Raw genomic sequence first — 13,260 nt, forward strand, 5'->3', positions numbered from 1 at the left:
CTCCAGAGGCAAGAACGACGACGCCCCACCAGGGGAGACCCGGAACGGAGCCGACGATCGACTGCTTGTCGAGCGGCACCCCGGAGCGAGCACGTTGGGTTGCAGACACACAACGACAGTAACGGCACTTTGCCTGCAAGCATCGTTGGCGTGACCGGTGAACCTGAGAGTTCGGCAATATTCTGCCTGTCGGCCCGCCCGGATCGGCCGCTGAATGTGATGTGCGACTCTCCCGGGGTCAGCGGCTCGGCCCCGCTCCCGAGCGCATACCGAAGCGATCGGGCGCCACGCGGTCGCGGTGTTCGAGGTTGTCGGGGCCGTGCTCTACGGTCTCGGGCATGAGGATCCTGCACACTTCGGACTGGCACATCGGGCGAACGTTCCACGGCGTGGATCTGCTTCCCGATCAGGCCCGTGTGCTGGAGGCGATCGCCGGACTCGTCGCGGAGCACTCGGTGGACGTCGTGGTCGTTCCCGGAGACGTCTACGACCGGTCGATCCCCGGTGCCGATGCCGTCGTGGTGTGCAATCGAGGATTCGAGGCGATCCGCGATGCCGGGGCGGTCATCGTCGCTACCTCGGGCAACCATGATTCCGCTGCGCGTCTCGGTGCAGGTTCGGCGTTCTCCGGGGCGGGTGGGCTTCATCTGATGACCACTGTGGCCGGCATCGGTCGGCCCGTGGTCGTCGAGGACGAGCACGGCCCGGTCGCGTTCTACGGGATTCCCTACCTCGAGCCGGAGATCACCCGCGCCCAGCTCGAGGTTCCGTCGGCCCGCTCGCACGCCGATATCCTCGACGCAGCCATGAGCCGGGTGCGCAGCGACCTGGCGTCCCGGATCGTGACCGCTCCGTGTACCCGGTCCGTGCTGCTTGCGCACGCGTTCGTCGTGGGCGCCGAGGCAACCGGGTCGGAGCGGTCCATTTCGGTCGGTGGCGTCGAAACGGTGTCGGCGTCCGCGTTCGGCGGAGTCGACTACGTCGCACTCGGTCATCTCCATTCCCCGCAGGTCCTCGCGGAGAACATTCGGTACTCGGGTTCGCCGTTGCCGTACTCGTTCGGCGAGCGCACGCACCGCAAGGCCGTCTTCCTGGTGGATCTGAACGCCGACGGACTGGGCGCTGTCGAACGAGTCGATCTGCCCGTGGTGCGCGGACTGAGGCAGCTGACGGGCACGGTGGAGGGCTTGCTGGAAGGTGCCGAGTTCGGCGACGCGGAAGACTGCTACGTGTCTGCGGTGCTCACCGACGCGGAGCGGCCGGTGGATGCCATGAGGTCTCTGCAGACCCGATTCCCCTTCGCCGTACACCTCGAATGGCAGCGGCCGGAGGGTGCCGCCGACCTCCGTTACCGCGAGAAGGTTCACGGACGCAGCGATCTGCAGATCGCCCGGAGCTTCCTCACCGATGTGCGCAGTGAGCCGTCCGTCGGGGAGGTCCGGCTGCTGGAGACGGCACTGGCCTTCGCCGGCCGGGCCGGCGAAGACACGGCCGAGGTTGCCGCGCTGGAACAGACGGCATGAGGCTGCATCGCCTCGAGGTCGAGGCGTTCGGCCCGTTCGCCGGCACCGTGGAGGTCGACTTCGATCGACTCGGAGCGGATGGCTTGTTCCTGTTGCACGGTCACACGGGGGCGGGCAAGACCACCATCCTCGACGCGGTGGCGTTCGCGCTCTACGGCACGGTGCCGGGCGCCCGCAGGGACGGCAAGAGGCTTCTCTCCGATCACGCGCCGCCCGGTTCGGTGCCGACGGTGACTCTCGAGGCGACGATCGCCGGTCGCCACCTGCGTCTGGTGCGGAGCCCGGAGTTCGAGCGTCCGAAGCGTCGCGGGTCCGGAACGATCAAGGAGAATGCCAAGGCCACTCTCACGTGGCTCGACGGCAACGGGGAGAACCTGTCCCGTATTCCCGACATCGCCGAGGAGATCGGCCGCCTGATGGGGATGAACGCCGACCAGTTCTTCCAGGTGGTCTTGTTGCCGCAGGGTGAGTTCGCAAAGTTCCTGCGCGCCGACAACGAGGAACGCGGACAGCTACTGGAGCGACTGTTCGACACCACCCGGTTCGGGACGGTGGAGGACTGGTTCCTGAACCGCCGTCGCGCGAGTGCCCACGAACTGGACGAGCAGCAACGCGCCGTCGACGTCCTTCTCGCGCGGGTCGGCACGGCCGCCGGAATCGAGGGCGGCGCGGATGCGGATCCGGTGGGGTGGGCCCGCAAACTGGAACAGGAGGCCGGCGAGACTCGGGACCTGGCGGCCGACGAACTGGTGCGTGCCAAGGATGCGGCGAAGGCCGCACGCGAAGCGTTCACAGAGGCCCGCCGGATTCTCGAGCTTCAGAACCGTCGCAGACGCGCCGAGGCCGAACTGGAGGAGCATGCGGCGGGGGTCGCCGAGCGCGCCGGGCTCGGCACCGAACTCGTCGATGCGCGGCGGGCCGAGCCCGTCGCGGCGGTGGCCCGGGACGCCGTGGCCGCTCGGAAGAACGCTGCGGCGCTCCGCCGGAATGTCGAGACGCTCGAGCAGTCCCTGCAGTCCCTGCAGTCCACGGCGGGCGGCGCCGCGCTGGTTGCGGCATTGTCGTGGCCGCCCACCCCGGTCGACCGGGAGCATGTGCGTGCGAGCATTCGTGCGTGGCGAGACGAGGTCGTGCGGCTCGACGGCGCCCTCGCGGAGTCGGTTGCAGGCGATCGCCTCGAGACCGAGCTCACGCAGCTGCGGGGCCGGCAGCGGGCTCTTGCAAAGGAAGCCGAGTCCGTCGCTCGTGAGCAGGAACTCCTGCCCGCCGCACTCCGCGACGCGGAGATCGCCCTCGACGCCTCGGACAAGGCGGTGGCCGCTCTGCCCGGATTGCAGGGGGAGCGGGAGCGTGCCGCCGATGCCGCGGCGGCGGCGACCGACCTCAGGGCCCGGCGAGCCGAACGCGAGGTTCTCGAACGTCAGGTCCTGGACGCGCGTCGGATCCACCAGGATTCGCGGGAGCGCTGGCTGGATTTGTTTCAACGCCGGATCGCGGGCATGGCCGCCGAACTGGCCGCGGAACTGAAGGACGGCGAACCCTGCCAGGTCTGCGGTTCACCGGAGCATCCTCGTCCGGCTGCACCGTCGGGTGAGACGATCACCAAGGTCGACGAGGACGCCGCGCTGGAAGACGAACGGAAGGCGTCGGTGGCACTCACCGACGCCGCCGAGGCGCTGGCCGCCGTCGAGCGCATCATCGACGTGCTGGCCCACCGGCGTGGTGACGGAGATGTCGGTGAACTCGAGCGGGCACTCGCCGACGCTGATGCGCGGGTTGCCGAGGCGACCGCTGCCGGCGCCTCGGCGCAGTGGCGTGCCGAGGCGCGGGCGGGGCTCCGGGCCGCGGAGTGCCGGCTGCGCGAACGTTCCGGCGAGCTGGGGCTCGAAGCCGCCACTGTGGCCGAGAAGATCGCGACGATCACGGCACAAGTCGACGAGATCCGGGACCGCGTCACCGCGGCCGCGGGCGACGACGCAAGTGTGCAGGCGCGCCGCGACCGGCTCGAGTCTCTCGCGGAAGGGGCGTCGGTTCTGCTCGATGCCCGCGACGAGGGAGCCGGAGCGGAACTGGCCGCCCGCACTCTCGACGCGAAGACGGCGTCGCTCACCGAGGCAGCGGGCTTCGACAGCGTCGACCGCGCGCTGGCGGCGGTGCGATCCGTTGCCCGGCAGAACGAGATCGAGAATGTGCTCGCGGATGCGCGTGACGTCGAGGTGGGGGCGCGTGCAGTCCTTGCCGAACCCGACATCGCAGCCGTCGCAGATGTCGAGCCGGTCGCATTGGAGGCCGCGCAACGCGCCCACGACGAGACTGCCGAGGCCGTCGACGTCGCGGTTGCGGCGGCATCCGAGGCCGAACGCCGGCTGCTTGATCTCGAACGACTGGTACGGCTCCTCGAGCAGGCCACCGACGCGATCGCACCCCTGCAGGCGGCTCACGAAGAACTGGCCGCCCTCGCCGAGGTGATTGCCGGACGTGGTCAGAACTCGCTGAAGATGTCGCTCCGGTCCTATGTGCTGGCCGCCAGGCTCGAGGAGGTTGCCGTGTCGGCATCCGCGCGCTTGCAGCGGATGTCGTCCGGGCGCTACGAGTTCGTGCACACCGACGAGGCGGGTCCGCGCGGCCGGCGTGGTGGTCTCGGACTCGATATCCGTGACGACTACACCGGGGTGGTGCGATCGGCCAAGACGCTGTCGGGAGGTGAGTCGTTCCTGGCGTCGCTTGCGCTTGCCTTGGGTCTCGCCGATGTAGTGGCGGCCGAGTCGGGCGGGGTGGTGCTCGACACGATGTTCATCGACGAAGGGTTCGGAACGCTCGACGCCGACACCCTCGATTCGGTGATGGGTGTGCTCGACGAACTACGCGACGGCGGCCGGGTGGTCGGCATCGTCAGTCACGTCGACGAGATGCGGCAGCGAATTCCGAGTCGTCTGCACGTGATTCGGGGTCGCACCGGCTCGACCCTCGAGGTGATCGCGGGCTGAGAGAACCTCAGTCGGTGGTCGGGGTTGCCGTGGTGGTCGGACTGGCGGCCGTTTCGACCACGGTCACGCCTTCGTCCTTGGCATCTTCGCGGTCCTCCTCTTCGGCGACCGCGTCGTCGATGGTGCTCTCGGCGATCTGTTCGTCGATCTGTTCGCCGAGGTAGCGCACGACAACAGCGGCCACGGCGGCGGCCGGCACCGCGAGGAAGGCACCGACGATGCCGAAGACCGAGCTGCCCGCGGTGACGGCGAGCAGGACCACCACGGCGTGGAGTTTCATGCTCTTGCTCTGCAGCACCGGCTGCAGAACATTCCCTTCGAGTTGCTGGACCGCCAGGATGATGCCCAGCACGATCAGTGCCGTCGTGAGACCGTTGGCCACCAACGCGACGAGCACGGCGAGGGCGCCGGCCACGAAGGCACCGACGATCGGGATGAATCCGCCGATGAAGGTCAGGATCGCGAGGACGGGCGCCAGTGGCACACCCAGGATCACCAGCCCCGCCCCGATGAACACGGCGTCGATGAGGCTCACGAGTGCCTGCGTGCGGATGAAACCGCCGAGTGTGTCCCACATGCGGACGAGGATCTCTTCGAGGTGCCGGCCCGCTCGGCCGCCGGACACGGAGTGCAGCCACGGGATGAAGCGGGGACCGTCCTTGATGAAGAAGAACGAGAGGACGAGCACCAGGCCGAGTGTGACCAGCAGCGAGCCCGCGGTACTGACACCGGTGAAGACGCCGGACGCGATGACGGATCCACTCTCCTGGACCTTGGAGACGACGGTGTCGACCGCCTTGTCGAGCTGCTCGTCCTGCAGGTTGATAGGTGGACCCTTCACCCACTCCTGCACCTGGCCGATGCCTTCGGTGGCTTTGTCGGCCAGCTCCGGCGCCTGGCCGACCACGGACGGCACGATTCCGGCGATGATTCCGGCCACGATCGCGATGAACAGGACGAGGGTGGCGGAAGCGGCTGCGGCCGGGGGAATTCCCCGCTTGGTCATCGCCCGGGTGGGAGGCCACAGCACCGTGCACACCACGATGGCGAGCAGAACGGGGAGAACGATCACCCAGAGTTTCTCGACGAGCCATCCGAGAACCAGCGCTCCCGCCGAGATCGCGACGAGAACCAGCGACCACTTGGCGAGCCACATCCCGCCCCGGCCGATGAGGCCTCCGCGATCCGGTTTCGTGACGTTCTGCTCCGGCACTGCCGGCGCCTCCTGCTCGGTCACAGATCGTCCTCTCTCGTCCTGCAGGCGTGTCTGCTTCGCCGATCGTACTGACCGCACGGGGTATCGCGCCGGGTATGCCGTCGTGGCGGTTCAGCAGCAGCGCGCACCGGGGTTCTCGTCGGCCGCGGCGTGTCGTGCCCGCCAGTACTCGCGTTCGCTCGGTACCTCGGCATCGGGATGCATCCGGGCGAGGTGGTCCACGTACCGGGCGTAGTCGTGGTCGCCCATCAGAGCTCCGGTCCACCACCACGCGGACCGGAGAGCGGCGAGGAGGCAACTCATTGCTGGGGGCGGGGTTTGGTGGGATGGGCATGTGCCGCTCCGGGTGCCCGGACAGCGCCCGCTGCGATGAGTTCGTTCCATTCCGTTTCGAGTTCCTTCTCGGCCGGTGTGGGAATGAAACCGGCCGGCGCGAAGATCTTCGACGGTTCCGCCGGTGACTCTGTGGTCGGCAGCCCGCCGGCCCGGAATGCCTTGATGCACACGACCAGTCCGGCCGCGACCACCACCAGGACGAGGCCGGCGAAGACGATGGACAGGGTGCCCTGGATGAATGTGTTGCGGATGACGGCGTCGATGGCCTCGGGTGTCTTGGCCGAACCGAAGCTGGTCTTGCCCGCCTCCTTTGCCTCCTTGAACGCCGCATGCTGGGACCAGTAGCCGACGGCGGTGTTGCCGGAGAAGATCTTCTGCCAGGACGCCGTCATGGTCACGATCAGGTCGCCGACGAGTGGCACGCCCGGAATCCACGCCCATGCGAACAGCCCCTTCTTCATGACGACGGTGAGTACCACAGTCAGCGCGATGGCGGCCAGCAATTGGTTGGCGATGCCGAACAGGGGGAAGAGCGTGTTGATTCCGCCTAGCGGGTCGGTGACCCCCATCAGGAGGATGGCGCCCCAGAGTGCGACGACAGCAGCGGAGCAGAACCAAGCTCCGACGCGCCACGACGGATCCTTGAACTTGCGGGCCGGCCCGCCGAAGTTGGCGAGCGAGTCCGAGAGCATGAAGCGCGCGACGCGGGTACCGGCGTCGACGGTGGTGAGGATGAACAAGGCCTCGAACATGATCGCGAAGTGATACCAGAACGATTTGAGGGTCTCGCCACCGGCGAATTGGCTGAGCACTTCCGACATGCCGAACGCGAGGGTGGGGGCACCGCCGGTGCGCGAGATGATCGACTCTTCGCCCACGCTCTCGGCAGCTCGCGAGAGAGTGTCGGGTGAGATGTCCGGGCTGGAGAGTCCGAGTCCGTTCACATAGTTCGCTGCCGTGTCGGGTGCTCCGCCGGTGAGCGTGGCCGGGGCATTGAGCGCGAAGTACAGGTGCTGGTCGATGATGCACGCGGTGACCAGGGCCATGATCGCGACGAACGATTCGGTGAGCATCCCGCCGTAGCCGATGAGGCGAATCTGTTTTTCCTTCTCCAGCAGCTTCGGCGTGGTGCCCGACGCGATCAGCGCATGGAATCCGGACAGTGCCCCGCAGGCGATGGTGATGAACAGGAACGGGAAGAGTGAGCCCGCGAAGGCGGGGCCGTTGCCCTTGATGGCGAACGAGGTGACATCCGGCATCTCGAGGACCGGCCGCACGAACAGAATGCCGATGGCCAGCAGGACGATGGTGCCGATCTTCATGAAGGTCGACAGGTAGTCGCGTGGTGCGAGCAGCAACCACACGGGGAGAACGGAGGCGGCGAAGCCGTAAGCGATCATCAGCCAGGCGATGGTGACCTTGGACAGTGTGAACCAGTCGGCGCCCCAGCCGGTCTCGGCGACCCAGCCGCCGGACGCGATGGCGAGAAGCAGTAGCACGACACCGATGAGGGAAACCTCCGCGACCTTGCCCGGCCGCAGGTAACGCAGGTAGACACCCATGAACAGGGCGATCGGGATGGTCATGGCGATGGAGAACACACCCCAGGGGCTCTCGGCGAGGGCGTTGACCACCACCAGGGCGAGCACCGCGATGAGGATGATCATGATGACGAAGACGCCGAGCATGGCAGCGATGCCGCCGACGACGCCGAGTTCCTCACGCGCCATCTGCCCGAGACTGCGGCCCCGGCGTCTCGTGGAGATCCACAGGACCAGGAAGTCCTGGACCGCACCGGCGAATACCACACCGACGATGATCCACAGGGTGCCGGGTAGGTAGCCCATCTGAGCGGCGAGGACCGGGCCGACCAGGGGCCCCGCACCGGCGATGGCGGCGAAGTGGTGCCCGAAGAGCACTCGCCGATCGGTCGGCATGTAGTCCTTGCCGTTCTCGAGGATCTCGGCGGGCGTGGCGCGGTCGTCGCGAGGCTGGACGATCTTGTTCTCGATCAGCCGCGCATAGAAGCGGAAGGCGATGAGGTAGGTGCACACCGCGGCGATCACGAACCACACGGCGTTGACGTTCTCGCCGCGGACGAACCCGATCATCGCCCACGCGACGCCACCGAGAAGGCCGAGCACCAGGAACGTGATGCGCGCCGTCGTCGAGATCGGGGTGCGGTCCACGACCCCGACCGGAGGCAGATCCGGATCCGTCCTCAGGTACTCGATTTCGGATACTGGTGCGGCTTTCAGGGCCATCACGAACTCCTTCCGGCGCCCCGTCGTCATTGTGTGACCGGGGAGCGTGCTGGACAGACACGGGCCACATCCATGTGGCTCCCGTCACACTAGAGCCCCGATGGTCGCTCGGCGAAAAGATCGAGGTCAGAAGCGACGTGAGTCGGCCGCGGCCCAGTCCCTGCGCCAGTCCTGCGACGGATGGCCGAGCAGTTCGCCCGGTGTCAGCCATTCGTAGAGGTCGGCGTACGTCCGACTGGCGGCACCGTCGACCCGTCGGTTGAGCATGGCGGGGGCCAACTGGTCGAAGCTGTCCAGGCCCATCGACGCGATCATCTGGTGGGCACTGGCGACCGTGGCCTGCTGGAAGCGGAACACCCGGGTCGATTTGTCGGGGACGTCGAGTGCCCGGCTGCGCGCCGGGTCCTGCGTCGTGACGCCGACCGGGCAGCGGTTGGTGTGGCACAGCTGCGCTTGGATGCATCCGACGGCGAACATCATCGCCCGGGCGGCCAGGGTGAAATCGGCGCCCTGGATGATCCGTTTGACGATGTCGGAGCCGGTGGCGATCTTGCCGGACGCGCCGATCTTCACGCGGTCCCGCAGCCCGGTCCCGGTCAGTGCGTTGTGCACCAACATGAGTCCCTCGGTCAGTGGCATCCCCATGTTGTCCTCGAATTCGACCGGGCCGGCCCCGGTTCCGCCCTCGGAGCCGTCGACGATGATGAAGTCCGGGGTGATGTCGCGTTCGAGCATCGCCTTGCAGATGCCGAGGAACTCGCGACGCGATCCGACGCACAGCTTGAACCCCACAGGCTTGCCGCCGGACAGTTCGCGGAGCAACGCGATGAAATCGATCAACTCGTCAGGGGTGGAGAAGGCGGTGTGTGCAGGCGGGGAGATCACAGTGACGCCGACTGCGACTCCGCGGGTTTCGGCGATCTCCCGCGACACCTTCGCGCCGGGGAGCACGCCGCCGAGTCCGGGCTTCGCGCCCTGGGACAGCTTGATCGAGATGGCCTTGACCTGGTCGTCCGCCGCGTGTTCAGCGAAGGACACGGGGTCGAAACGGCCGTCCTCGGTGCGGCAGCCGAAGTAGCCGGAGGCGATCTCCCAGATCAAGTCGCCGCCGTGTTTGCGATGATGGGGGCTGATGGCGCCTTCACCGGTGTCGTGCGCGAAGCCGCCGCGGGCCGCCCCCGCGTTGAGGGCCTCGATTGCGTTGGCGGACAGGGAGCCGAAGCTCATCGCGGACACGTTCAGCAGGGCGATGTCGTAGGGACGCAGGCAGTGGGGCCCCCCGAGCCTGACGGTAGGCGGTTCGGGTGGCGCCGTGCGGGCCCGAAGGGAGTGGGTCATGAACTCGTACCCGACGGCATGGACGTCGCGCTCGGTACCGAACGGCTCCTCGGCGAGAGTGCCCTTGGCCCGCTCGTACACGAGGTCACGTGTCTCGCGGTCGAAGGGTGTTCCGTCGGTGGGGGATTCGTTGAAGTACTGTCGTATCTCCGGTCGGATCTTCTCGGAGAGGAATCGGGCGTGCCCGAGCACGGGGTAGTTCCGCAGGATGCTGTGCCGACGCTGTAGCAGGTCCCACGTCCCGAGCGCAGCGAGGGTGAGGAGCGCAATGGCAGCGAATGCCCAGGCAGCCGAGACGGTGAAGGTGAGGGACAGGGCGCCAAGTCCGAGGATGCAGAGCGCAAGAACGATCAGCTGACGTGTCACCCGTTGAGACTAAGGCCTCGGATCTCGATGTCGCCGACCGCGATGCCCGGGTCCGTGGTGACCGTCTCGAGGATCCGGACGAATCGCGCCGCGAATCCCCGCACGGTATCCGACTCGAAGAGGTCGACGGCATACACCAGGCCCGCCCGCATGCCCAGTGGGTTTCCGTCGTCGTCGAGTCGCTCGGCGAGCCACAGCAAGAGGTCGAACTTCGAGAGGGCCGCGTCGTAGTGCACCGGCTCGACACGAAGTCCGGGAAGCGCGGGCTCCTGCAGTTCGGGGTCCTGCAGTTCGGGGGCATGTAGTTCGCGGGCCGAGGGAAGCACGTGCTCGAATTCGAGCATCACCTGGAAGAGCGGTGAATGCGCGGTAGACCCCTGCGGGGCCAGTGCCTCCACCAGTTGCTCGAACGGGATGTCGGCATGCCCGAAGGCAGCGAGATCTACTCCGCGGGCCTGCTGCAGGGCGTCCGCGAAGCTCGCTGCCGGATCGATCCGGGTGCGCAGGACCAGCGTGTTGACGAACACGCCGACGAGCTCGTCGAGCACTGCTTCGCCGCGGCCGGCGACAGGAGTGCCGATCGTGATGTCATCGGATCCGCTCAGCCGGGCCAGCAGCACGGCCAGCGCGGCATGCATGGTCATGAACACCGTGGAGGTGTGGCGACGGGCGAGCGTCCGGAGCGCGCGGTGCAGTTCGGCTCCGATGGGGAATTCCACCTGACCCCCGCGTAGCGACTGCCGCCGCGGGCGCGGATGATCCGTCGGCAGCGGGAGTAGTTCCGGTATCCCGCTGAGGGTTTCGGACCAGTAGCCGAGCTGCCGGGACACCAGGCTGTCCGGGTCGGATTCACTGCCCAGCAACTCGTACTGCCACAGGGTGTAGTCGGCGTACTGCACCGCGAGAGGCGCCCGGTGCGGCGGGTGCCCACCGACGCGCGCGGTGTACGCCGCGGTCAGGTCCCGCGCGAGCGGGGCGGTGGAGGCGCCGTCGGCCGCGAGGTGATGAACGACCAGTGCCAGGACGTGTTCGGTCCCGCTCGCCTCGAACAATCCGACGCGCAGGGGGACCGCGGTGGTGACATCGAATCTCGTCGAGCAGACCCGGGCGATGTGCTCGTCGAGTTCGGCACCGTTTTCCACCGCGAGGGGCTCGATCTTCGGTATCGCCTCCGCGGCGGACAGGACTATCTGATGCGGGCCGTCGGCGGAGTCCGGGAAGAGGGTGCGCAACAACTCGTGCCGTTCGATGACGTCACCGACCGCGGCAACGAGAGCGGCGACGTCCAGGTGCCCGAGGAGCCGCACCACGAGGTGGACGTTGTAGGCGGGGGAGGTGGTGTCGTCCCGGTCGGCGAACCACTTGTGCTGCTGCGCAGGAGAAAGGGGGATCTGCGCCGGGCGTGGAACCGGGCGCAGAACGGGCCGGACGGAGCCGTGAGATCCGTTCCGGTCGATCCGGGCGGCCAGGGCGGCCGCGGTCGAGGAGTCGAACAGTTCGGTCACCCCGATCCGAGTGCCGAGAGCGGCGTTCACCCGGGCGACGACCCGGGTGGCGGTGAGCGAGTTGCCGCCGAGATCGAAGTAGTCGTCGTCCACGCCGATCGCGTCCACGCCCAGTACCGACTCGAAAACCGTCGCGATCGTCTGCTCTGCAGGCGTGCTCGGTGATCGCCCGCGCCCGCGCGCGCGGGCAGTCGCGGGAGAAGGCAGCGCCTGTCGGTCGAGCTTGCCGCCCGGGGTGAGCGGGATTTCGTCGATGGGCACGATCGTGGGCACCAGGTGGTGGGGAAGGGTGCGCCGCATGTGGCGATCTACAGCGTCGACGTCCAGTCGCTTTCCGCTCGCGGCCCGGACGTACGCGACCAGCGCGGTGTCCCCGGTCGGTGTCGAGGAGTCGACGGTGGCAGCGAAGCCCACGGCAGGATGGCTGGTCAACACGGCATCGATTTCACCGAGTTCGATGCGGACACCGCGGATCTTCACCTGGGAGTCGCTGCGCCCCAGGTACTCGAGCTTTCGATCTTCGCTCGCCCAGCGGACGATGTCCCCGGTGCGGTACATCCGGTCGCCCGACTGCCCGTACGGATCGGCGACGAACCGAGCCGCGCTCAGACCCGCACGATGGTGATAGCTGCGCGCGAGCGCCGGGCCCGCGACATACAGTTCGCCCGCGACGCCCGGCGGGACGGGATGCAGGCGGTCGTCGAGGATCACCGCGGAGACTCCGCGTATGGGCCGTCCGATCGTGACCGGCCCTGTTGGCGTCATTGCGTCGCTGAGCGTGGACATGATCGTGACCTCGGTGGGCCCGTACGCGTTGAAGACCCGGCGGCCGGACGCCCATCGCGCCACCAAGTCGGGTGGGCACGCCTCGCCTGCCACGATCAGGTGCGTCAACGAGCCGAGATCGAGTGGGTCGAGTGTGGCCAGGGTGGTCGGGGTCAGGAGCGCATGCGTGACACGTCGGTCGGACAGGAACCCCGCCAACTCGACGCCACCGAGGATGCCTCGTGGGACGATCAGCACCTGCGCCCCGCCGCCGAATGCTGCCAGCAGTTCGAAGAGGGACGCGTCGAAACTGGGTGACGCGAACTGCGAGACCCGAGACGACGGGGTGACCATCAGGCCGTCGCATTGCGTGGACACCAGGTCGACCAGCCCTCGGTGGGTGATCGCCACGCCCTTCGGGATGCCGGTCGACCCGGATGTGTAGATCACGTAGACCAGGTGGTCCGGTCGCAGAGGCCGTCGCCGCTCCGATTCCGCGACGGGGCCGGCGGGGCGAGATCCGATGTCCGCGTCGGTGTCGGGGTCGTCGAGTTCGAGCCAGGACGCCACTGTGTCGGGAAGGGTGGCGCGGTCGGGAAGGGTAGCGCGGTGCGGCGACGTGGTGATGCCGAGCAGTGCACCCGAATCGGTAAGCATGTGCGCGATGCGGGGCGCCGGATAGTCCGGGTCCACCGGGACGAAGGCCGCCCCCGACTTCGCGACCGCCCAGACGGCGAGTACGTACTCGCGCGAACGGGTAAGGGCAAGGGCCACAATCGAATCCGGACCGGCACCGCGCTCGATGAGCAGGCGGGCGAGCTGATCGGACCGCCGGTCGAGGTCTCGGTAGGTGATCGCGCCGACGGCGTCGGAGAGGGCAACCGCATCGGGGTCGAGCGCAGCGGCGCCGGAAAGGATGTCGGGCAACGTCGCGGGACGCAGCGCAGGACCGCCCTGTGC

7 protein-coding genes are annotated in these 13,260 nt (G+C 67.9%); 2 read left to right on the forward strand and 5 right to left on the reverse strand.

What is annotated here, in order from left to right; translation table 11 throughout:
* The first annotated feature begins 338 nt into the window (after positions 1-338).
* The gene (locus WAW17_RS11280; RefSeq protein WP_422333067.1) at positions 339-1,523 is read left to right on the forward strand and encodes an exonuclease SbcCD subunit D; all 1,185 of its coding nucleotides are present in this window, start codon (positions 339-341) and stop codon (positions 1,521-1,523) included.
* Positions 1,520-4,510: an AAA family ATPase gene (locus tag WAW17_RS11285; protein WP_422333068.1), complete on the forward strand. Its 2,991-nt coding sequence runs from the start codon at positions 1,520-1,522 to the stop codon at positions 4,508-4,510. The genes WAW17_RS11280 and WAW17_RS11285 overlap by 4 nt, the downstream gene beginning before the upstream one ends.
* A 7-nt stretch (positions 4,511-4,517) precedes the next feature.
* On the opposite strand, the gene WAW17_RS11290 is transcribed toward WAW17_RS11285, so the two are convergent.
* From WAW17_RS11290 to WAW17_RS11310, 5 genes are all read right to left on the reverse strand, one after another.
* Entirely contained in the window at positions 4,518-5,747 is a 1,230-nt protein-coding gene (locus tag WAW17_RS11290; RefSeq protein ID WP_422333069.1) for an AI-2E family transporter, read from the reverse strand.
* A gap of 90 nt (positions 5,748-5,837) precedes the next feature.
* The gene (locus WAW17_RS11295) at positions 5,838-6,029 is read right to left on the reverse strand and encodes a YbdD/YjiX family protein (RefSeq protein WP_422333070.1); all 192 of its coding nucleotides are present in this window, start codon (positions 6,027-6,029) and stop codon (positions 5,838-5,840) included.
* Positions 6,026-8,326 (reverse strand): carbon starvation CstA family protein, encoded by a 2,301-nt coding sequence (locus tag WAW17_RS11300; protein ID WP_422333071.1) that lies wholly within the window; start codon positions 8,324-8,326, stop codon positions 6,026-6,028. Before WAW17_RS11300 ends, WAW17_RS11295 begins: the two co-directional genes overlap by 4 nt.
* A gap of 126 nt (positions 8,327-8,452) precedes the next feature.
* Complete coding sequence (locus WAW17_RS11305) at positions 8,453-10,030, reverse strand: FMN-binding glutamate synthase family protein (protein ID WP_422333072.1); 1,578 nt, start codon at positions 10,028-10,030, stop codon at positions 8,453-8,455.
* A partial coding sequence (locus WAW17_RS11310) for an amino acid adenylation domain-containing protein (RefSeq protein ID WP_422333073.1) occupies positions 10,027-13,260 on the reverse strand: 3,234 nt, incomplete at its 5' end. The genes WAW17_RS11305 and WAW17_RS11310, both read right to left, overlap by 4 nt.

The organism is Rhodococcus sp. (in: high G+C Gram-positive bacteria), assembly GCF_049286785.1.
In the GTDB taxonomy this organism is placed as follows: Bacteria; Actinomycetota; Actinomycetes; order Mycobacteriales; family Mycobacteriaceae; genus Rhodococcus_F.